The 21,783-nt window shown below is 43.6% G+C and carries 24 protein-coding genes; 14 read left to right on the forward strand and 10 right to left on the reverse strand.

What is annotated here, in order from left to right; genetic code table 11:
- The first annotated feature begins 84 nt into the window (after positions 1-84).
- From M1J35_RS09790 to M1J35_RS09800, 3 genes are all read left to right on the forward strand, one after another.
- Positions 85-465 carry a hypothetical protein gene (locus M1J35_RS09790; RefSeq protein WP_244886952.1) on the forward strand — a complete coding sequence of 127 codons (381 nt, stop codon included), beginning with the start codon at positions 85-87 and terminating at the stop codon, positions 463-465.
- Positions 462-947 carry an endolytic transglycosylase MltG gene (locus tag M1J35_RS09795; RefSeq protein ID WP_224520553.1) on the forward strand — a complete coding sequence of 162 codons (486 nt, stop codon included), beginning with the start codon at positions 462-464 and terminating at the stop codon, positions 945-947. Before M1J35_RS09790 ends, M1J35_RS09795 begins: the two co-directional genes overlap by 4 nt.
- Positions 948-1,110: 163 nt before the next feature.
- Complete coding sequence (locus M1J35_RS09800) at positions 1,111-2,685, forward strand: IS1182 family transposase (protein WP_371928723.1); 1,575 nt, start codon at positions 1,111-1,113, stop codon at positions 2,683-2,685.
- A 106-nt stretch (positions 2,686-2,791) separates the two neighbouring features.
- Here the strand turns inward: M1J35_RS09800 and M1J35_RS09805 are convergent, their stop codons facing one another.
- The gene (locus M1J35_RS09805; RefSeq protein ID WP_254653535.1) at positions 2,792-3,400 is read right to left on the reverse strand and encodes an NAD(P)-dependent oxidoreductase; all 609 of its coding nucleotides are present in this window, start codon (positions 3,398-3,400) and stop codon (positions 2,792-2,794) included.
- Between the two features lie 199 nt (positions 3,401-3,599).
- On the opposite strand from M1J35_RS09805, the gene M1J35_RS09810 reads away from it, so the two are divergent.
- From M1J35_RS09810 to fumC, 4 genes are all read left to right on the forward strand, one after another.
- Positions 3,600-4,415: an amino acid ABC transporter substrate-binding protein gene (locus M1J35_RS09810; protein WP_061811096.1), complete on the forward strand. Its 816-nt coding sequence runs from the start codon at positions 3,600-3,602 to the stop codon at positions 4,413-4,415.
- A complete protein-coding gene (locus M1J35_RS09815) occupies positions 4,399-5,094 on the forward strand; it encodes an amino acid ABC transporter permease (RefSeq protein ID WP_061811097.1) in 696 nt (231 codons plus the stop codon). The genes M1J35_RS09810 and M1J35_RS09815 overlap by 17 nt, the downstream gene beginning before the upstream one ends.
- Positions 5,095-5,112: 18 nt before the next feature.
- Positions 5,113-5,847 carry an amino acid ABC transporter ATP-binding protein gene (locus M1J35_RS09820; RefSeq protein WP_061811098.1) on the forward strand — a complete coding sequence of 245 codons (735 nt, stop codon included), beginning with the start codon at positions 5,113-5,115 and terminating at the stop codon, positions 5,845-5,847.
- Between the two features lie 153 nt (positions 5,848-6,000).
- A complete protein-coding gene (gene fumC, locus M1J35_RS09825) occupies positions 6,001-7,386 on the forward strand; it encodes a class II fumarate hydratase (protein ID WP_061811099.1) in 1,386 nt (461 codons plus the stop codon).
- 90 nt (positions 7,387-7,476) lie between these two features.
- On the opposite strand, the gene M1J35_RS09830 is transcribed toward fumC, so the two are convergent.
- Positions 7,477-7,695, reverse strand: a complete 219-nt coding sequence (locus M1J35_RS09830; RefSeq protein WP_034763234.1) for an alpha/beta-type small acid-soluble spore protein — start codon at positions 7,693-7,695, stop codon at positions 7,477-7,479.
- 295 nt (positions 7,696-7,990) lie between these two features.
- Between M1J35_RS09830 and M1J35_RS09835 the strand changes: the two genes are divergently transcribed.
- Positions 7,991-8,242, forward strand: coding sequence for a hypothetical protein (locus M1J35_RS09835; RefSeq protein WP_156477355.1), 252 nt, complete (start codon positions 7,991-7,993; stop codon positions 8,240-8,242).
- A gap of 48 nt (positions 8,243-8,290) precedes the next feature.
- Here the strand turns inward: M1J35_RS09835 and M1J35_RS09840 are convergent, their stop codons facing one another.
- On the reverse strand, positions 8,291-9,388 hold the full coding sequence (locus M1J35_RS09840) for an ABC transporter ATP-binding protein (protein WP_034763235.1): 1,098 nt from the start codon (positions 9,386-9,388) through the stop codon (positions 8,291-8,293).
- A 96-nt stretch (positions 9,389-9,484) separates the two neighbouring features.
- Entirely contained in the window at positions 9,485-10,402 is a 918-nt protein-coding gene (locus tag M1J35_RS09845) for a PucR family transcriptional regulator (RefSeq protein ID WP_254653536.1), read from the reverse strand.
- A 147-nt stretch (positions 10,403-10,549) separates the two neighbouring features.
- Between M1J35_RS09845 and M1J35_RS09850 the strand changes: the two genes are divergently transcribed.
- Positions 10,550-10,810 carry a metal-sensitive transcriptional regulator gene (locus M1J35_RS09850; RefSeq protein ID WP_034763238.1) on the forward strand — a complete coding sequence of 87 codons (261 nt, stop codon included), beginning with the start codon at positions 10,550-10,552 and terminating at the stop codon, positions 10,808-10,810.
- Between the two features lie 55 nt (positions 10,811-10,865).
- On the opposite strand, the gene M1J35_RS09855 is transcribed toward M1J35_RS09850, so the two are convergent.
- Both M1J35_RS09855 and M1J35_RS09860 read right to left on the reverse strand, forming a co-directional pair.
- Entirely contained in the window at positions 10,866-11,054 is a 189-nt protein-coding gene (locus tag M1J35_RS09855) for a hypothetical protein (protein WP_034763239.1), read from the reverse strand.
- Between the two features lie 97 nt (positions 11,055-11,151).
- Complete coding sequence (locus M1J35_RS09860; protein WP_061811107.1) at positions 11,152-11,361, reverse strand: YheE family protein; 210 nt, start codon at positions 11,359-11,361, stop codon at positions 11,152-11,154.
- A gap of 126 nt (positions 11,362-11,487) precedes the next feature.
- Here M1J35_RS09860 and M1J35_RS09865 point away from each other — a divergent pair, with 126 nt between their 5' ends.
- Complete coding sequence (locus M1J35_RS09865; protein ID WP_060670520.1) at positions 11,488-11,886, forward strand: ferritin-like domain-containing protein; 399 nt, start codon at positions 11,488-11,490, stop codon at positions 11,884-11,886.
- A 42-nt stretch (positions 11,887-11,928) separates the two neighbouring features.
- Here M1J35_RS09865 and M1J35_RS09870 read toward each other — a convergent pair whose 3' ends face one another.
- From M1J35_RS09870 to M1J35_RS09885, 4 genes are read right to left on the reverse strand one after another with little or no spacing between them, the layout of a single operon-like run.
- Positions 11,929-13,122, reverse strand: a complete 1,194-nt coding sequence (locus M1J35_RS09870; RefSeq protein ID WP_254653537.1) for a YheC/YheD family endospore coat-associated protein — start codon at positions 13,120-13,122, stop codon at positions 11,929-11,931.
- Positions 13,119-14,492: a YheC/YheD family endospore coat-associated protein gene (locus M1J35_RS09875; RefSeq protein ID WP_254653538.1), complete on the reverse strand. Its 1,374-nt coding sequence runs from the start codon at positions 14,490-14,492 to the stop codon at positions 13,119-13,121. The genes M1J35_RS09870 and M1J35_RS09875 overlap by 4 nt, the downstream gene beginning before the upstream one ends.
- The gene (locus M1J35_RS09880; RefSeq protein ID WP_254653539.1) at positions 14,492-15,583 is read right to left on the reverse strand and encodes a YheC/YheD family protein; all 1,092 of its coding nucleotides are present in this window, start codon (positions 15,581-15,583) and stop codon (positions 14,492-14,494) included. Before M1J35_RS09880 ends, M1J35_RS09875 begins: the two co-directional genes overlap by 1 nt.
- Before the next feature lie 4 nt (positions 15,584-15,587).
- The gene (locus tag M1J35_RS09885) at positions 15,588-16,916 is read right to left on the reverse strand and encodes a YheC/YheD family endospore coat-associated protein (RefSeq protein WP_254653540.1); all 1,329 of its coding nucleotides are present in this window, start codon (positions 16,914-16,916) and stop codon (positions 15,588-15,590) included.
- A 131-nt stretch (positions 16,917-17,047) separates the two neighbouring features.
- Here M1J35_RS09885 and M1J35_RS09890 point away from each other — a divergent pair, with 131 nt between their 5' ends.
- The 4 genes from M1J35_RS09890 to M1J35_RS09905 all read left to right on the forward strand — a co-directional run bounded on the left by M1J35_RS09890 (position 17,048) and on the right by M1J35_RS09905 (position 21,250).
- Positions 17,048-18,187 (forward strand): DUF445 domain-containing protein, encoded by a 1,140-nt coding sequence (locus M1J35_RS09890; RefSeq protein ID WP_254653541.1) that lies wholly within the window; start codon positions 17,048-17,050, stop codon positions 18,185-18,187.
- Positions 18,188-18,261: 74 nt separating this feature from the next.
- Entirely contained in the window at positions 18,262-18,615 is a 354-nt protein-coding gene (locus M1J35_RS09895; RefSeq protein WP_034763247.1) for a YlbF/YmcA family competence regulator, read from the forward strand.
- Between the two features lie 135 nt (positions 18,616-18,750).
- Positions 18,751-19,623, forward strand: a complete 873-nt coding sequence (locus M1J35_RS09900; RefSeq protein ID WP_347815205.1) for a Cof-type HAD-IIB family hydrolase — start codon at positions 18,751-18,753, stop codon at positions 19,621-19,623.
- 133 nt (positions 19,624-19,756) lie between these two features.
- Positions 19,757-21,250, forward strand: coding sequence for a coproporphyrinogen III oxidase (locus tag M1J35_RS09905; RefSeq protein ID WP_061811537.1), 1,494 nt, complete (start codon positions 19,757-19,759; stop codon positions 21,248-21,250).
- The last annotated feature ends 533 nt before the right edge of the window (positions 21,251-21,783 follow it).

The following is a 21,783-nucleotide window of genomic DNA, read 5'->3' on the forward strand; positions in this document are numbered from 1 at the left end:
GGGATTTTGTCGTTTTAAATCGAATTTATTCCCTTATCAATGTATAATTTAATTGATAAAAAAGTTTCATAAAGGGAGGATCCTATGATGGGATGGGCAATCGCCATATTATTTGGGTCAGCAGTTGTGCTGCTCATTTTATCGTTTATTAAAACGACACAAACCAACTCGAAGCTTGAGCAACAGATAGAGCATGTTTCCATTTCTGTATTGAACGAGGTTCATGAATTGGAGAAGCAGTTACGAAACATACAATTGGATGCAGAAATTACAGCCCAGCAGGCAGGAGCTGCACCTGCAGCATCCGAAGAGCGCGAATTGCTCCGTGAAATGCTTGATTTGTATAAAAGAGGCTATTCTGTTGAAAGTATTGCAGGAAAAACAAGGCTCAAGCCTAATGAAGTGGAGCATATGCTTGCGCCATTTATGGCTCAAAAGGGTGAAAGGAGCTTAGTGGCACAATGACAGTGACATCGAATTCATTGCGGAGCTTTGCTGGAGGGATCTTGATCGCCACCTCTTTGATTGGGGCTGTGTATCTTTTCGGTCCTTCTGAAGCAAGCAGTACCGGAAAAGAAGAACCTGCTGAAGTGCAAAAGCTGACAGAGGATGAAATGGTGAAGAAGCTGACTTCAAAAGGCTATGTCATACATACTGAAGACCAGTGGAACAAGCAGCTGAAAGCCATGAATGAAAATCAAGAAGAGAAAGCATCGGATAAGAAAGATGACGGCAAGGTGGTCTACAAAACGATGCTCACCGTTTCTACCGGTATGACAAGCATCGACGTAGGAAACGCTTTGGAACAAGCCAATATCATAAAAGATGGGTTGGATTTCTATAAAGAGGTAGAAAAGCGGGGGCTTGAGAACGAGCTGCGCCCAGGTACCTTTGATGTCGAAAGTGGAATGACCACGGACGAAATCATTTCGGCCATCTTCAAATAATAGGAAAGAGGCTGGGACAAAACCCTCCTCTGAAATGAAAAAGCCGGTGAGATTTTACAACAAGTAAAATTTCACCGGCTTTGATTATTTTTAAATAGAAATAAGGACCTCTTCTGATAAAATAAAGTTACCACACAAAATCTCATCGGAAAGAAGGGTCCTTATGTTTAAAGATTATACCATGAATCAAATCGTTTTGCCTTTAGATTTAGAAATGAAATTACAAGAAAATGATATTGCCTTCCATGTCCATCATTTAGTGGAAAGTATCCCTCACAAAGTGTTCGAACCATTTCTTCGAAATGATGGATGTCCAGCCTACCATCCTCGCATGATGCTTAAGATTATCTTATGTGCTTATTCACAATCGGTCTTTTCAGGGCGCAAAATCGAAGCACTCTTAAAAGACAGTATTCGTATGATGTGGCTAGCACAAGGGTATGAACCAAGTTATCGCACCATCAACCGATTCCGTGTTCAACCAGAAGTGAAAGAAGTCATTCGCGAATGTTTCGTCCAATTCCGTTGCCAATTAGTTGAAGAGAAACTAATAGATCAAGAAACGATATTTATTGATGGCACAAAGATTGAAGCGAATGCGAATAAATTCACGTTTGTATGGAAGAAATCTATCAAGAAGTATCATACAAGTTTAATTGAAAAATCAAATGAGCTATACACTGAGCTGCTTAAAAGTGAAATCATACCCGAAATTGAACGGGAAACCTCTGAACAATTGTCTGTGGAAGAACTCGCTCAATTGGTTCAAAAAGTAGACGAAGTCGTAACCGAATATGATAAACAGATTGAAGCTACCTCGGATATTCCAAAACGAAAAGCTCTAAGAAGTGAGCGTAAACATCCAAAACAAGTGCGTAAAAAACTGATTGATTTTCTCTTGCGCAAACAGAAATACCAACAAGACTTAGAGACCTTTGGAACACGTAATAGCTATTCTAAAACAGATCCCGATGCGACGTTCATGCGAATGAAAGATGATTATATGAAGAACGGGCAGTTAAAAGCTGGTTACAATGTACAAATCGCCACTGAAGGTCAATACACATTAGCCTATAGTTTATTTTCAAACCCAACAGATACCCGTACCTTAATTCCATTTCTAGATAAAATCGAGCAGGATTATTTCGAGTTGCCAAAACACATCGTCGCAGACGCGGGTTATGGCAGTGAACAAAATTATAGCGATATCCTTTCAAACAGAAAACGAGAAGCACTCATTACGTATAACTTGTATCTAAAGGAACAAAAGAAGAAATATAAACAAAACGTATTTCACCCCGACAACTGGAAGTATGAAGAAGAAACGGATACATATACATGCCCTAATCAAAAACGTCTTGAATTTCAGCATTATTCTACTCGCCATGACCGTACAGGCTTTGAACGGAAGTTCAAAATCTATGAGTGCGAAGATTGTTTTGGGTGCCCTTTTCGTTCATCATGTACCAAAGCAAAAGAAGGCAATAATCGAAAACTGATGGTGAATGAAAAATGGGAGCAGCAAAAAGAATATGTAAGATTGAAGCTTTCAGAAGAGAAAACAGGAGCCATCTATCGAAAACGCAAAATCGATGTGGAGCCAGTTTTTGGATTCTTGAAGGCTAATTTGCGTTTCACTCGATTTTCGGTACGAGGAAAATCGAAGGTAGAAAATGAAATGGGCCTCGCGTTAATGGCAGTGAATTTGAGAAAATCATTGCCAACAACTAATCTTTAGAAGGATTTACACGAGAAAATTAAAAAAAGGTGAATTTGAGCACGCTCAAATTCACCTTTTTTCTATTAGAGACTAGTTTTGTCCCAGCCTCTTTTTTATCCCATACTCAATAACAGATCCCGACCCGGCTTTTGATGAAGGACAGGTCTGACAGTTGTTTGTATATGAAATCTCCTGTGTCGTACTTGGAAATGCTGCTACCGCCTTCTGGAAGTACATCTCTTTCCGTTCGATAATTCCCGATCCGTTCTCCATCCGGCAAATAAGTGGGGCAAACGATGGTCCAGTCCATTTCGGATGCCTGAAGCATGAGAAAGGCCCTTAGGTGGTCTTCGGCCGCGGTTGTGCTTCTCCGTTTCGATTCACTCGACTGAAAACGGTAAAGACCATCCTCCGACCTCGCCTGGAGGATGCCCGCCGTCCCGCACGTAATGATCCGTTTTACCCCATAGCTTCTCATGGCTTTTAACAGGATCGGCATGCTTTTTGTGAGGACATCCTCCTTATCTGTATTCAGGCAGCTGACCACGGCCTCCGAGCCTTCGATGGTCTTCATCACATCTCCTTCGTTCAACACATCCCCGATTATTTCCGTGCCGGGAGCGTCCTGTCCGCTGCCTCTCCGTACCAATCGATTTACTTCATATTCTGATATAGCCCGTTGAAAGACGACGGAACCAACTCGGCCCGTACTGCCGAATAAAGCAATTTTCATATCGTGCCCTCCTATTTTTCTTTAAAATTAGTGTAACGTATAATCGGAAATTTTTACATGTTTGTGTATTCAAGGATACATACTAAAGACGTGAAAAAAATCTCGGGTAGGAAACTTTTATGTTGACTTATCTCTGGTAACGTTTTATGATGACATTCGTAACAAATTTAAATCCGATAAGAATAGTGGGGGTTATACAATGAAAAAGTGGAAATTATCCATCATCATGCTAATCGCTTTATCCATGGTATTAGCTGCATGTGGTCAATCTAAAGATAAAGAAGAATCAAACGGTGATTCGAAAGAGACATCCCTTTTCGATAAGGTAAAGGAAGATGGAGAATTACTTGTCGGGACGGAAGGTACATATCCTCCTTTCACATTCCATGACGAATCAGGAAAGCTGACCGGGTTTGACGTAGAAATCGCCCGTGAAGTAGCGAAGCGACTCGGTGTCGAAGCGAAATTCCAGGAAACACAATGGGATGCAATGTTTGAAGGTTTGAATTCCAAGCGTTTCGATATGATTGCAAACCAGGTGGGAATTCGTGAAGACCGTGAGAAGAAATATGATTTCTCTAAACCATATATTGAATCAAGTGCAGTAGTGGTTGTATCGAAAGACAACAAAGATGTTACTTCATTTGAGGACATCAAAGGATTGACTTCTGCTCAATCCCTGACTAGTAACTACCGCGATATCGCTGAAAAAAATGGTGCGAAAATTCAAGGGGTGGAAGGTCTGTCACAATCCATCCAATTACTTGAGCAAGGCCGAGTGGATGTAACAGTAAATGATAAAATTTCCATCCTTGATTATTTGAAGAAACAGCCGAATGCAAAGGTGAAAATTGCAGCAGAAGCTGAAGATGCCGGTCAAAGTGGTCTGATGTTCCGTAAAGGAAATGACAAGCTGGTAGAAGAAGTGAATAAAGCGTTAGAGGAAATGATGGCAGACGGTACGTACAAAGAGATCTCTGATAAGTGGTTCGGAGAAGATGTATCTCCTAAGTAGCATTTACCAGGATCCTCAAGCAATGTTTGATATTTTACAAAGCTCCCTGCTTCCGATGTTAGAGGGGGCTTTGTATTATTCTATACCTCTAACGCTCATTTCATTTGCTTTAGGGATGATCCTGGCTGTTCTGACTGCCCTTGCCCGCCTGTCAAATATTTCGATTTTACGGGGGATTGCAAGGTTTTATGTTTCTGCCATAAGAGGGACCCCTTTACTCGTTCAATTATTTATCATTTTCTATGGGTTACCTACTTTGGGAATCAAGTTCGATCCGTTCCCTTCTGCCATCATCGCTTTCTCATTAAATAAAGGTGCATATTCGTCAGAAATCGTCCGTGCCGCGATTCAATCGATCCCGAAAGGACAATGGGAAGCCGGCTATTCCATCGGCATGACATATTCTCAAGCCTTAAAGAGAATCATCCTGCCGCAGGCAACACGGGTATCCATTCCTCCGTTATCCAATTCTTTCATCAGTCTGGTGAAGGATACGTCACTTGCTTCCTTGATTCTAGTGACGGAAATGTTCAGGAAGGCACAGGAAATTGCGGCTACCAACTATGAGTTTTTACTTATGTACATGGAAGCAGCGCTGCTTTACTGGGTCATCTGCTTTATTTTATCCATTATACAAGGTCGTATAGAGAACCGACTGGATCGGTACATTGCCAAGTAATATAAAAGGAGATTGAACATGATTTCCATTAAAGGATTAACAAAACGATTTGATCAGTTAGAAGTATTAAAAGGTATGAATGTAGAAGTCGAAAAAGGACAGGTCATCGTCCTGATCGGTCCTTCTGGTTCAGGAAAGACAACGTTCCTCCGCTGCTTGAATGCCCTTGAAATCCCGAATGACGGTACTGTTTCGATAGGCGGTTCCACGGTTGATTTCAATAAAAAGGTAACCAAACAGGAGCTTATCAACCTAAGAAGAAAAACAGGGATGGTATTTCAGAACTATAATCTGTTCCCTCACATGACTGCACTCGAAAACGTCATGGAAGGACCGACCGTTGTACAGAAACGAAAAAAATCCGAGATGCGCGAAAAGGCCATCAAACTGCTTGAAAAAGTCGGTCTTGGTGATAAGATTGATTATTATCCATTCCAGCTTTCAGGTGGGCAGCAGCAGAGGGTCGGCATTGCTAGGGCCCTCGCCATCGAGCCGGAAGTGATGCTCTTCGACGAGCCCACTTCAGCGCTTGATCCCGAACTGGTTGGCGAGGTATTGAAAGTCATGAAAGACCTTGCCGAAGAGGGGATGACCATGGTCGTCGTCACCCATGAAATGAGATTTGCCCAAGAAGCGGCCGATAAGGTCATCTTCATGGATGGGGGCTATATCGTCGAAGAAGGTCCTCCACAGGAAGTGTTTGAAAATCCAAAGAATGAACGTACGAAGCAATTCCTTAACTTAATACAATAAAGTGAGAAGATGAATGGGCGTGGGCTCATTCATCTTTTTTTAGGTTTTATTCATATCGTCAGCTAAATCTAATAAACTTTTCAGAAAAAGGTTAGAGGGAACGTTTTAGTGGAAATATGGTAGTAGTTGGATCATTTACAGGGAGGAATGACAATGGAATACCGTATTGAACGTGACACGATAGGAGAAATGAAGGTACCAAAGGAAAAATATTGGGGGGCTCAGACTCAACGGAGTAAGGAAAACTTCCAGATCGGTACTGAGAAGATGCCCATTGAGGTTACATATGCCTTTGCACAGTTGAAAAAAGCGGCTGCAGTCGTCAATCATTCATTCGGAAAGCTTCCTGAAGGGAAGATGAGGGCGATTGGAAAGGCCTGTGATGAGATTTTGGAAGGGAAGTGGGATGACCATTTTCCACTGGTCGTCTGGCAGACGGGAAGCGGTACACAGTCCAATATGAATGTAAATGAAGTAGTGGCTTATCGAGCCAATGAACTTCTCGGAGAAAATGGCTCTGAGGAGAGGGTCCATCCCAACGATGATGTGAACATGTCTCAAAGTTCCAATGATACATTCCCAACGGCCATGCACGTAGCGGCGTATCAGGAAATCGAATCCAAGCTGTTTCCCGTGCTTCAGGAATTCATTGCAACATTGAAAGAGAAAGAGGATCAATTTCAGGATATTATAAAAATCGGCCGTACCCATCTTCAGGATGCTACGCCGTTGACTCTCGGGCAGGAAATCAGTGGATGGCGTTCCATGATGGAAAAATCCTATAGCATGACAAGGGAAAGTGTACAGCGTTTGGTCAATCTTGCCATCGGGGGAACGGCAGTAGGAACGGGGATCAATGCAGATCCGACTTTTGGCAGCAAGGTTGCGGCCCAATTAGAAGTACAGACAGGCATCAAGTTTGCTTCATCTGATAATAAGTTTCATGCCCTGACATCCCATGATGAAATCGTGTACGTCCACGGTGCCATTAAGGCATTGGCAGCGGATCTTATGAAAATTGCGAATGACGTCAGATGGCTTTCAAGCGGTCCCCGAAGCGGCATAGGAGAAATGACGATACCTGCCAATGAACCAGGCAGCTCCATCATGCCGGGGAAAGTGAACCCGACACAAAGTGAAGCCGTGACCATGGTCGCGACCCAAGTCTTCGGAAACGATGCAGCCATAGGTTTTGCCGCCAGTCAGGGGAACTTCGAGCTGAATGTTTTCAAACCGGTCATCATCTATAATATGATGCAATCCGTTAGGCTGCTTTCAGATGGAATAAAATCCTTCAACGATAAATGTGTAAAGGGACTAGAGGCGAATCGTGACGTCATTGAAGACTTTGTGCAAAGATCCCTCATGCTCGTTACCGCTTTAAATCCCCACATCGGTTATGAGAAGGCGGCAGAAATTGCTAAGAAGGCCCATCAAGAAGGGTCAACATTGAAAGAAGCGGCCCTCAAGTCAGGCTATTTGACAGAAGAACAGTATGATAAATGGATCGATCCGGCAGCTATGGTTCATAATAAATGATGGGAAAGCATGGACTGGAAACTATTAAGACATAATGAAACTCCCGGCCTAAAAGACCGGGAGTTTTATCCAATCATATTAAATTGGTGATTATTTTTGGTACCCGCCACCGATTTGTTGTTCAGCCATTTGAACTAGGCGTTTAGTGATTTCTCCACCTACAGAACCGTTAGCACGAGCTGTTGCATCTGGTCCTAATTGTACGCCAAATTCAGAAGCGATTTCGTACTTCATTTGGTCGATTGCTTGTTGAGCTCCTGGAGCTACTAGTTGGTTAGATGAATTGCTGCGAGATTGTTGCTGTTGCATAATCTGTCATCTCCTTAGAATGTATAAGTTTTTTTGGTTGGGTTAGCTGGGATTGCACCAGCACGCTATTCCATGAGCGACCATCTTCATATGGTGTAACCCATCGAGTGGGGTTTAGTGAAGGCTTGTTGCTGCCTTGTTACTAGGTATTATGGTTTCTCTGAAGAATTATATTCAAGGGGATGACAGGGAATTTATTCCTATTAAATCCCTGCAAGTTTTCTACATAAATCACCATGATTGTAAAAAGGATAACACTATACAAAGATTTAGATTGAAAGTATGGTGACACATCATGAAAGCTTGCGCATTATGTAACGGGATCGTTGAATACAGGGGACTTTGCAAGAAGTGTGGAGACTCGACAACGGATCAGGGTAGATATTATGATTTTTACGATGAGTATAGTGCGTATATGGATATACAGCACGTGCAATTAGCCGACGGCATTCCGAATAGCAGCTGCTCTGATACCTGCCTTCATCTTTTTACATGCATCCGGTGTGGAGATGAGGAAGGGAAAAGTATAGACCTGACGGAATTTTAATAAAGAATGGCGCACCCTAAAAACAGGGTGCGCCATTTTCTTTTCTACTTATCGGATCCTTGACTCAGATTCTGAATCAAAGAAATGAGCTTTGTTCATATCGAATGCAAGATCGATCGTTTGACCTGCAACGATATCTGTACGGGAGTCAACGCGGGCTACAAACTCTTGTCCTTCTAATTGAGAATACAGCATCGTTTCAGCACCCGTTAATTCAGATACTTCAATCTTCGCCGTGATTTTCGCCCCTTGAGCAGTATCCAGGAAAAGAGGTTCGTCATGAATATCTTCAGGACGTACACCAAGGATGATGCTCTTTCCTACATGTCCTTGTTCGCGAAGCACTTTCATTTTTCCTTCCGGTACAGACACTTTCGTATTGCCGATGACGAATTTCCCATCTTCCAGGGATCCGTGGAAGAAGTTCATGGCAGGTGATCCGATGAATCCGCCTACGAAGACATTTTCCGGTTTATCATATACTTCTTTAGGAGAACCGACTTGTTGAATAACACCGTCTTTCATGACAACGATACGTGTGGCCATCGTCATCGCTTCTGTCTGATCATGTGTTACGTAGATCGTTGTTGTTTGTAAACGTTGGTGAAGCTTGGCAATTTCAGCACGCATCTGTACACGAAGCTTAGCATCAAGATTGGATAAAGGCTCATCCATCAAGAATACTTTCGCATCACGGACGATGGCACGGCCAAGTGCTACACGCTGACGCTGACCACCTGATAAAGCTTTAGGTTTCCGGTCGAGCAGTGCTTCAAGACCGAGGATCTTGGCCGCTTCCTGTACGCGACGGTCAATTTCCTGTTTATCGAACTTACGCAGTTTAAGACCGAATGCCATATTATCATACACACTCATATGAGGGTATAAGGCGTAGTTCTGGAACACCATAGCGATATCACGGTCTTTAGGCGCAACATCATTTACGCGCTTTCCGTCAATGGAGAAATCCCCTTTGGATATTTCTTCGAGTCCGGCGATCATACGAAGGGTAGTGGATTTCCCACATCCCGATGGTCCAACAAATACGATGAATTCTTTATCTTGAATGTGAAGGTTAAAGTCATTTACCGCCGTTACCTTACTATCATAAATCTTGTGGATATGTTCTAATTTTAATTCAGCCACTTCATTTCTCCTCCTTGTAATGCAATCGTTTTCATCTATAGATTCATTGTAGAGAAAGCGGATTCAAAACGATATGGTCAATCTGCACAAAGTTGCCTAAACATTATTGGGCAGGTTGTCAGATTGGAAGCTTAAACAGGCAAAGTAGGCAAGGATCCCACCTTGAAAGCTTTTAATATCTATATTTGTTTTTTCAATAAACTTATCAATCCGGTACTGGACGCTGTTCCGATGCATGAATAATGTTTTGGCGGTCTGACTGATATTGGATTGATTCTCTAGAAATGCCCGGATGGTGTGAATTTGTTCAGGATCTTCTGAAAAGAAGTCGGCGACCTTTTTAAAGAAATGCTCCTCCCACTCATGTGGAAAGTGGTGGAGGATGAATTCAGGCAGAACCGTCACGGCCGACTGGATGAATGCCTGCTTATGAATGGTTCCCGAAAACGAAAATAGCTCACGCTCATGGGCAAAAAAAGCAGGGGAATGTGAATCTGCATCATGAAACTGCCCAATGTAAAAAGAAGGACTGACAAAGAAATCCGATTCAATGACATGGGAAATCGACTGCAGCTGTTCCTCATCCATCATCCACTCATGCTTCCTTTCTATAAGTAGTCCCATGCGATCTGTAAGGAAAACGAGGATGGTCCCGTGTGGTAATAAATGTTGGAATGCTTCTCTCAGTTGAAGCTGTTCCCTGCCTTCCTTCAGACTGAATTGAATGATGCGGAACTCTCCATCATGCATGGAGGGGACCGGCCCGTTCTCCAATAAGTATTGGTACCACTCAGCGGAATCGGGAGAATCATTCACGCTTCCTGGTGAAGGGGTGATCTCTTGAAACAAGCAATATAATAAATCCAGTTCCGGCTGGGAGATTTCTGATTGATCGATCCCTATATATTCATCTTCCTGTTCGTTCGTAAACCAGACTTTCGTAGATTCAAGGCTTGTGGGATAATGGTGCTGAATGATGGCGCCAGGATATTTTTTACGTAAAGATGTAAACATGTGATCCCTCTTTGTTCATTATTATAGTAAAAAAGGTTATAATGACATTGTACTGAAATAGCTGGAGTAATCAAAGAGTGCATGATTGCAAAAGTACAATAATTTTAATACTATTGTACAATGAATAATTCTTATGGGGTGTCCTGAATGGAATATACGAAAGAAGTTACGAATCGAATGAAACGTCTTGAAGGTCAGGTCCGTGGTGTATTGAAAATGATGGAGGATGAGAAACATTGTAAGGATGTTGTGACTCAACTATCAGCCGTTCGAACTGCTGTTGACCGGACAATCGGCCTCATCGTGGCAAAGAATCTGGAAGCGTGCATACGCGAGTCAGAAGAAGAGGGCATAAAGGCGGAAGATGCGATCCAGGAAGCTGTCAATATGCTCGTGAAAAGTCGATAAAAGGTAAAAAGCTGCCAAAGGGAAGATTCCTGATTGGCAGCTTTTTTTGTCCATATTATCTTGGGGGCTCTTCGTAGTCTGTGATTTCGATCGCTTCTTCGATGTTGGTGGTGTTTTCCCTCATGTGGACGGAACCTCCGGACATCCCTTCGTTGATGAAACGGTCGACATCCAGGAATGCTTTTTCTTTTCCTTCGTAATTCGTATCAGGTAGGAATTGATCGTTCTTATTTTCTTTTTTCATTCTCATCAGCCTCCTTTCTTTAGTTTTAGAAAGGGGGCTGAAGTTATGCATGGAGCAGGATTAAATTCTACCGGACAAGGGTATTATGTAATTTGCATCACTCATAAACATGGAATAGCATCAGTTCATGCAACTGCTTCTTAAGGGTCTCTTCCTTGTCAGAGGGAGGATTTGGGCCGGTCCATTCAATCCTTCCGTCTTTATGGTATGTTCCTGTATATTTCGTCCCGCTGAAATAAAAGGAAAACGTCCAACCCGGGAGCTGTTTATTTTCGTACATGTTCTTAAATTGAAAATGTTGGATCATCATTGGTCACCTCCATTCCTATTGTAAACGTTTTAACCCGGGCTGTGTAGGACCGGCCGTGAAATGTATCATAAATGGAAGTCTTCTCTAATAGAATTTACTGAAGAGATAGGGGAGGGACGAAGGATGAATTCGTTTATTCGTGATTTAGAGAAGGCGATCAGTGATGAATGGACAGGTTATTATTTCTATAAAGAGCTAAAAGCACGGACCAATAACCCATTGTACGTAGAGTTTATTGAACATGCTCAAAAAGACGAAAAAGAACATTATGAAATGTTTCAATATCTTCATTATTTATTGACGGGAGAGTATTATGAGCACAAGAAAGAGAAGGTAGGGTTCACCACTTTCAAGGAAGGGGTGCTCCGCGCACTGAAGGATGAACTGGAGGGTGCGGAGTTTTACCGGGATATGCTCCTGGAGATTCCCAATCAGCAGGCATATAAACCGCTATTTATTGCCATGACAGATGAACAGGAACATGCAACCAGGTTTTCAACCATTTATAATTCCTTACGATAAGCGATAAAGAAAAAGGTTGAACCTTGTGTCATTCACGAAGATTCAACCTTCACTGTTTTGTGCACTGAGTGTCATGAACGTACGGACAAGCTGTTTTCTCCGCTTCGTCTCAATCTCTGTCTCATCGAAACACATCGGCTTTGAATTAATTTCAAACAAAACAAATCCCCCTTGTTCTTTGGGAGCGAGGTCAATGGAAAACTCCCCTACATAGCCAAACGATTTGGCCAGTTCTTCACCGCATGTTTGAACGATCCTCGAAATTTCTTTTTTTGTTTCTGCATCTGCCACTTCCTTCAGGGAAATGATTTTGCCACCGGCAGGTACATGGGTGGTGACTTCCTGACGCTGGGACATGCGTACCCCGATACCGATCAAACGGAAATCATCACCCGTGTGAAGGACTAATATGCGAAAGTCGAAACGGTGTTCGTGCACTGTTTTACAAGGGACCGCTTCCTGCATGATCCACTCATTGCCCATAAACCATTCGTTATACGTTTGATGAAGGCGGGAGATCGATACGAACCTCTCTATTTTCTTAATGCTTTTACATAGGACTCCGCCTCTGTCATCCAGTTCAATCAGGCGAATCCCTTTTCCTTGCGAAGCGAGAGCGTGTTTAACATATACTTTCTGATGAGTGGTCAAGAAGCGTGAAAGGGAGGCTTCATCGGTAACCAGCTCGGTCTGCGGCAAATATGCTTTGAGCTCATCATTTTTGGACAACAGCTCGTAGATTTCCCATTTATTAAAGAAATGGGGATTGAAGAATGGAATCCCATGCTTCTTGATAAAACGAAGAAGCTTTTCGTATGCTTGGTTTTGCTCTGCATTCCTTGATGGGACCCGGTTATAAATGACGTTTGGAACGGGGAACAGGCATCTTACCCATTTGTGTAAAACATGATTATACATGATCCCCTCTATCGAATCACCCAGAACATCCTGGGGGGAGAAGACGAAACAGATTCCTCCAGACTGCTCGACGTCCTGTTGTATCGACCGGAATAATTCAAAGTTTCCCTTATATTTGTTTTTTCCTTCTTTACTTGAAACGATGCCGACTAAGGGGATCGCGGGACGATTCCTCTTTCGGTGAGAGATGGTAAAGGTATAGCATTGATTGGAAGCTTTCGAGGATAAGAGAAAGGAATCCTTCGCAAATCCATAGGTAGTAATGGGTTCTTCCCCGTGAAAAAAGGTCTTCTTCATCCGGTCGTAAAGGATGTTCATGGTATCATTTCCTCGGGATGATCCAAGCTTTGGTGGGTGAGGAAAATACCAAATGACAAGGCGAGTTTCCTTGTTAATAAATCAAACCTTTTTAAGTCAGGATGTGAGAATATCGATCTGCCAGGCTTTGAGTTTGCTTCAAACATCCAAATGCGATGGTTGTCGTCCACACCGAAATCAAAGCCTATTTCGCCGATGAATCCTTCAAGATTCCCCTCAATGGCGTGTGACAACAATAAAGCGGCGTCCTTTAAAGCCTCCTCAATGGTTTGTCTTTCCTTTTCTTCCCTGAATAGTTCTGAAAGGACCCTCACTTCTCCACCATTGTTCGCATGTGTCGTCACACTTCCCGTCCCCGCCACTTTTCCCGCCATTGCACTGACTTGCCAGTTTCCTTCTTCGTCTTTATTTGTATGGACCCTGAAGTCGATGGGACGATTATTCTCTTTCAGTAACGAGATTCCCTGTTGGACGATGAAGGAGTCCAGGTTTCTGCTTTTGAATATTGTATTGGCCAGCTGCTCCAGTGATTTAAACTTAAGTAAGCGGTTCTTCTGATCACCGTCCCTGAAACGGCAGTAATACTCTTCTGTGGACCGGTTATGTGTGATTTTGTGTATTCCCTTTCCGAGACTCCCGTTTTTAGGCTTTAAATAAATATGGTTATAGGAGGAAAGCATTCGCTCCATTTCCTCAAATGATTGGAACGGCCTGGTTTCAGGAAGGAAGTGTTGAACAGTCAGATCATTTTCCAATCTCTCAAAAAGGTCGAGTTTATTGAAGAATCCTGGATTATACCACGGAATGCCGTATTCTCTTTCCAGTCTCTCCTTCAGTCCCTGATAGGTTTTCCGCTTTTCACTCTGCCTATTTGGAAGTCTGTCATAAATCACATTCGGGAAAGGGATTTCTTCCGTTTCCCATCCTTCTCCAAAATGAAACAATCCTTTAATGAGCCCATTCTCCCAATCAATATGCTGTTCTCCAAATACAAAGGGGATGACTCCCAGGGAAGATTGAACCGACAGTAGCTTCTTGAAGAAGTGCGAGCGTTGTCCGATGGGGCTTAATCGGAAACTTGTGAATCCCGCAGTGAATATTCCAATCAGGACCCCTGCGTGTACACATTCGTCTTTACAGTAGAGGGAAAGGGAATTCACTTTTGATGGAAGGTGCAGCTTTTCAGCTAAACGAGTACTGATCCCCATTACGTTCCGGCCATTCGGATGGCGCCTGCAGCTGGCAGGTTGTCTTCTGGTCCCGAGTATCACGGTATGTGGAAAGGTATCTTCCCCGGTTTTGAACCCGGACGGAAGGTAGAGGATGCTTTCTTCATCTTGGAAGTATTCGACCTTGTATGCATGGAGCATTAGAAATCACCTCGCCTTAAGGATGATAGAGATTGTGAGGATAGAAAGTCACAATAATCTAAAGGTGCCTGATATAATGTTGATAACTTCCCGGGATGTAATGCATCCACTACTTTATGCCCCGGCTTAGAGTTCAAATCCAGGATCCATAGGGAATGATCATCCCCGATAATGAGGTCGACCCCGATTTCAAAAAGAGGGGAAAAATGTTTTTCAAGAAGTATAGGGACTTCTTCCAAAATGGATGTAAGTTCTTCGTCGATAAAATCCCATGCATGTGAATCCTGGCTATCCTTCCACTCCTTGTAGGAAAGATAGGAAGCACCGCGGCTGATATTCGTCAGGATCCCATTCTCTACCCCTTGACGGATTGCGCGTTGAAATTCCCTCCATTCCCCGTTGTGATCTTTATTCAGGAGAATGCGCATATCGAAAGGGGCATTTCCTTTCGTCAGGTTTGGCAGCCGTTTTTGACAAATGAACGTGTGAACCTTGAGCATGTGGTCAACCCATTTTAAAAAGACATCTTCATTTGGGAATGATTGTTCTATGATTCCTTGCTTTTTGGTGGTGCGAACGACAATACTCTGTTGATTGAAAACGAGATGGTAAACGGCAAATCCATGGGCCCCGTCGACAGGTTTGATTATTATATCTTTATGTTTGAGGAGGAGATTTAATAAATGTTTTCCATCGACTACTAAGGATGTTATTGGGATATAGGGGGCGAGGGAGGTCTGTTTCAGCTTTTCATAAAGATGCCATTTGTTTGGTAATCCGTAACCAAGGAAACGGATATGCTTCTGGTTCTTTAACCATTGAACGACGGCTCTCGCCTGCCGGGACTTCATATCTTTCTGATAATACGTTCTGTCATAGATGTACTCCGGGATTTCAAAGGCATCTTTTTCCCATTCCCCCGTCATCCTGTCGAAGTGAAATCCTTCCACGGTTTCGTTCAAAGGAGATATTCCCTGTGGAGAAAACAGGTAAAGGTCGATTGGATATGAAAGGGACTGCTTAGCGATTTCGAGAAAATATTCATTTTTCACTTCAGGAGTAAGGGTCATGATGCCTAATGAGTGATTCATCGTATTATTCCTCCTTATTTGTCCAGATGGCCAAACTATATTCATAAAGTGCTTTAACTGAAGGACGAATCCAGTCGTTTTCTAAGTAGGTCCGTTTAGAAGGCTTGGAATTGATTTCGATCAGCCATGGTTTTCCCGACTGATCAATGCCGATATCGATTCCGAGTTCTGCGAAATGTCCTTCCATGCTATCGGCAAGAAGCGTTGAAGCGTGTATACATAATTCTTTCATCCCTTTCATGATAGCCAGGCTCTCCCTGGGAGAAAAGATCGTTTGCAAGACCGAAAGAGGTTTTTCGATCCGTCCGCCCTGGTCGACATTTGCCACGAATTGATCCTGTGAAGCAATTCTAGCAACCGATGAGACCAGCTCCCAGTCTTTATTCCGATTCTGATGACAGAGGAAGCGAAAATCCAAAGGCTGTCCTTCGAACGTTAGAAAGGGAATCGTTTCCTGAACCAGATAAGAACGATTGCACCATGCCTTAAGCTGTTTGTACAAAGCAGGGTAGGTGGGGAAGGTGAGGGGATTCTCAGTCGAAAATGAATTCTGCTGCATATGATATCCATCGTCTCTTTTTTGGATACGCATGATGTAGCGTCCCTTGCTCCCATTTATCCCTTTCACGAAAACATCTTGATACAGGGTAAGCATTTTCTCCAGGGAATCAATTCCCTTTACGGTTTCGGGCAGGTGTGGAGAAAGGACGGGGCTGTCTTTTAATGCATTGTATACCTCATCCTTGGACAAAAAGCCGGAATTGAAAACCTGGATGCCCCGGTCCAGAGTGCGGCCAAGAGCACTTTGAAAGGAAGGGGACCGCTCTATTTTTCGTGAGTGACATCGATTGTATAGGACATGGGGATCAGGTAGAAGACCGGTTTCCCAATCATTTCCGTTATAATAAACACCTTCCCTTTTATTCCCGGCGAAGGAGGAAAGGGGAAGCAGATAGAAAAATCCACCTTTTCGTTGAAACCATTCCTGACACTCTGTAAAATATTCCTTTAAAGAATGGGAATGGATGGTTGCGAGCGTAGGTTGATTGAGTAAGAGAGCCGCAACCGGTCCCATATGGATCATCCCGGCATCGATGGAAATCCATATATTTTCCAATATCGGGATGGCTGCGAATAATGAATCGGATGTATCCAACATAATCTGTAAAGAATCTGTTTTTGTTCCCATGCATGTCACGTCAAGAAGGGAGCTGCCGCATTTCAACGTCATATGTCGTTGAAAAGGGAAGCGGTCCATCCATTTGTCTGGGATATATAAATGATGATGGTCCTTCGTGTGTTGATGAGAAACAAATGAACATTTTATCTTCATCCGGCATTCCCCATTTGCATAACCCGTTAGATTGACTTTATAATAATTTATTGGGCTAATGTTGATATAGCATTCTATGTAAACATAGGCAAAATGTTCAAACGAGAGAAGTAGAAAAGGAAGGTGCACTCATGCTAGATGCTTTCATCCTGGTATTATTCATGGTAATCGTTGGGGCCCTTATTGGGGGAGTCACCAATTCACTTGCAATAAAAATGTTATTCAGGCCTTATCGGGCATACTATATCGGAAAATTCAAAGTCCCATTTACACCGGGACTGATCCCAAAACGCAGGGGAGAATTGGCAGAGCAACTCGGGAAGATGGTGGTGGACCACTTAATCACCCCTGAAAGCCTTCAGAAAAAAGTGATGAATGAAGACTTCCAAAAGGATGTGACCCTTTGGCTATCCGAAGAATTGCAGCCGGTCTTCACATCCGACAAAACGGTGAATGAGTGGCTGGACACCCTCCAAATCCCCGTTTCCTCCGATCGACTTAATGAATGGCTTGAGGACTGGGTCGCAGGAAAGATCAAAGATACGAAGATGTCCTATACATCTATGAAACTGGAAGAGGCACTTCCTGAGAGGTGGCAGGAAAAGGTTTCAGAAAGTATACCGAAGCTTGTCGACTTCATTGCAAATAGGGCGGAAGCGTATTTCACAAGCCCGGAAGGAAAAATGAAAGTGAAGATCATGATTGATGATTTCCTCAAAGAACGCGGCATGCTAGGAAACATGTTGGGCATGTTCCTGGGCAACACCTCGGTTGCAGATAAAGTGCAACCGGAAATCGTCAAGTTCATTAAGCATGAAGGGACACAGGAAATCCTCTTTAACCTGTTGACCCAAGAGTGGTCGAAGCTGAAACAAATGAAACTGGAAGAGTTCATCGACAGATTGCCGGAAGAGGACCTCATCCAGACTGTCCAATCGTCACTTGTCAAACTCGTCAACATCGACGGTCACCTCTCCAAACCGCTCAGGTCTTGGCTCGAACCGCACAAGCAAACCTTCTTCGACATACAGCTTCCGAAATGGGTGGATAGAGGGACGGACCTCTTATCCAGGAAGATTCCGAACCTCATGGAGAAGATGCACCTTCAGCATATCGTCCAGGAGCAGGTTGAATCCTTCTCTGTCGGCAGGCTCGAGGAACTTGTCCTCGGCATTTCGAGGCGGGAATTCAAAATGATCACGTATCTCGGTGCTTTGCTCGGCGGTGTGATCGGGATCATTCAGGGATTGATCGCCCTTTTCATATCCTGATAAGGGTCCTGCCTAGAAATCAACCCCATTGTTTGTTATAGTGAGGGAGACTGAAATTTTAGGAGGTACGTATTTTGGCTATTAACTTATACGATCAAGCGAACGAACTGGAAAGCGCATTGCGTCAGAGCGATGAATTCCTGCAACTGAAGAAAATGTATGATGAAGTAAACAATGACGAATCTGCCAACAAGATGTTTGAAAACTTCAGAAACATTCAAATGACACTTCAACAAAAACAAATGAGCGGTGAAGAAATTTCTCAGGAAGAAGTGGAGCAGGCTCAAAAAACAGCTCAACTTGTTCAGCAACATGAAAAGATTGCAAAGCTTATGGAAGCTGAGCAACGCATGAGCATGGTGATCAATGACTTAAACAAAGTCATCATGAAGCCGCTTGAAGAACTTTATGGTTCAATGCAAAAATAATCGTGTTGAAGAGGGACCGACTTCCTGATGGGAGCCGGTCTTTTTTTGTTGGGCATTCCACCCCCTTGGCATATTTGTCTCCCATCCTTCATAAAAGTAGAGAAAGGGAGTAGACAACATATAGGGGGGACACCAATGATGATCTATCGAATGCTGGCTTTGAATATTGATGGCACGATTGTAAATGAAAACGGAAAAATTGCGAAGGAAACGAAGGAAGCAATTGAGTACGTTCAAGATAAAGGGGTTCCGGTCACATTGGTTACAAGCCGGAGTTTTGCTTCTGCTAAGAAAGTAGCCAAAGCCCTGAAGCTTGAAAGCCCGATTGTTACACACAGCGGCGCCTATATCGCAGGCGAGCTTGAAAAACCGCTGTATGTGAAAAAAATTGCGGAAGATATTACGTATGAAATCTCTCAATTCCTTGAAGGCTTTTCATGCCAGGTACACTTGTCCCATGAAAAGCGATCCATCGTAGGCAAAACCAGTACCGGGGCACGTGAGATGGCAAAGGTCTCATGGCAAAGAGAATCGAAATTACTTTACAGCAAACAGTTTGTGGACCGGGTGAGTGATCACCTGTTGGAGAATCCGATGGCAGTACCGAAGATTTCGGTTGTGATGGAACACAGGGAAGACGTATGGGACGTTGTCGCTTCGTTAAAAGGAATGTATGAGGAAGTGGACGCAATTCCGACGTCAGACTATAAACTGGATATCGTTCCCAGGGGTGTTTCAAAGCTCAGGGGATTGATGTATCTATCTGAGCGTCTCGGAGTGAAGAAGCATCAAATCGTGATGGTTGGATCCGGCATCGATGACATTGATTCCATGGAATGTTCGGGTCTCGGTGTTGCCATGGGAGATGCACCACGTCAAGTGCGGGAAGCGGCGGACTGGATCACACGCAGTCAGGTTGAAAAAGGGATTCCGTACTTTGTCACTGAGTTATTCCGTAAACAACATCCCATCCCATTCCTGAAAAAAATGAACATCATAAAATCGTGACTCAAGGAACACCCCGTCATTCCAACAGGAATACGGGGTGTTCTTCTATTGGGAGGGTTCGGACCATTGACCATTCCCACCCCTTTCTGTACACTTATAACAGCTTATTAGTTATATGAAAGGTGATTAGAACGTGAATGTTTTGATAAAAGGAATCGAGGATGAGCGTTTTGAACGTCCCCTGCGATTGATAGCGAATTTATTCTTTGAAGAGTCTGCCATTCACTTCGGTGATTGTGATGAGGCCGATCTTCAAGTCCATATAGAACTTTCTTCAGATGACAAGATAGAGGCGGAAGCTGTATTAACGAACTTCAAAGGACAATCATACACTGCACGTTATGTGCACGACTGGGTACCTTATGAAAATGAGAAAGAGCGGTTCAAACAGCTGAAAACGGCTGTTTCCCATGTGTACTTAAATGTTCTTCAAGATTTGACGGGGATCAGGCAAAAATGGGGCATCTTGACGGGAATCCGTCCCACGAAGCTGATTCATAAACAGATGCAGCTTGGGATGCCCAAGGAAGAGATTCATGAGAAATTAAAAAAAGAGTACCTGATCACGGATGAAAAGATCCAGCTGATGCAAAACATCGTTGATCGTCAATTATCCGTCGTGCCTGATCTCTATGACCTTCAGCAGGAAGTGAGCATTTATATCGGCATTCCGTTTTGTCCAACCAAGTGTGCTTATTGCACATTCCCTGCCTATGCGATTCTCGGTAAACAGGGGAGGGTAGATTCCTTCCTGGCGGGACTTCATTACGAAATCCAGGAAATGGGACGTTGGATGAAAGAAAACAATATCAAGATTACGACCATCTATTATGGCGGGGGTACCCCTACGTCCATCACAGCTGAAGAAATGGATGCTCTTTATGAAGAGATGTACCGCTCCTTCCCGGATGTGGACAAGGTAAGGGAGGTAACGGTGGAGGCAGGGAGACCGGATACGATATCCGAAGATAAACTCGAAGTGCTCAATAAATGGAACATCGACCGGATTTCCATCAATCCTCAATCGTACACCCAGGAAACCTTAAAAGCGATCGGGCGACATCACACGGTGGAGGAAACAATTGACAAATTTCATTTATCCCGTGGTATGGGAATGAATAACATCAATATGGACCTCATCATTGGTCTTCCAGGGGAGGAGCTTCCGGAGCTGCAGCATTCCTTGGACGAAACAGAGAAGCTTATGCCTGAATCCTTGACGGTTCACACCCTGTCCTTTAAGCGGGCGTCCGAAATGACAAAGAATAAGGACAAGTATAAAGTGGCGGACCGTCTTGAAATTGAGAAGATGATGAATCTTGCGGAAGAGTGGACGAAGGAGCATGGTTATGAGCCTTACTACTTATACCGTCAGAAGAACATTCTCGGCAACCTGGAAAATGTGGGATACGCCCTTCCAGAGCAGGACAGCATCTATAACATCATGATCATGGAAGAAGTCCAGACCATCATTGGAATCGGCTGCGGGGCGGCAAGCAAATTCATCGATCCGAAAACCGGAAAGATCACGCACTTCGCCAATCCAAAAGAACCGAATGCCTATAACCTTGGTTTCAAAGAGTACACAGAAAAGAAAATCAAGATCTTGAATGATTTATTTTCATAAACGGAAACACGTCACTTCATCATGAGTGGCGTGTTTTTTATTAGGCTCTATTTGTAAAGCTTGTTGCTACTTAAGGTAGCGAGTGGTGGTTGATTTCCGCTGCAGGTGCTCGCTTTCCGCGGGGCGTGAGTTGAGCCTCCTCGGGCTTTGCCCTGAGGGGTCTCAAGATCCAGCTACGGTGGCTAGCCCCTCGAGGGCATAAGCTAAATGGTCCAAGAAGGCAAAAGAACGCCTTCTTAGCCCATTCATCTTATGCTTGTCGGGGCTGAGCAAGCCACCTCCGCCTTTCAGACTTTCCCGCTATTCCCGTCGGAGTCGAGCACCTTCCGCTCCAATCAACTTTCGGGGTATGGAGGTCTAGCCTACTAGGATACACATCGAGAAAACATCGTTTTGTATCGTGTGCAGTGACCAATTGCAGCTAATAGTATGATCCAAATTTATAGATTTTTTAACCTGTAAGCTCTGTCACGGTATCTCTTTTAGAAGGTGAGGGGAACGGCGTAGACTCCTGCGGAAAAACGGACGAGACA

The sequence above is a fragment of the Rossellomorea sp. KS-H15a genome (genome assembly GCF_024195245.1).
In the GTDB taxonomy this organism is placed as follows: domain Bacteria; phylum Bacillota; class Bacilli; order Bacillales; family Bacillaceae_B; genus Rossellomorea; species Rossellomorea vietnamensis.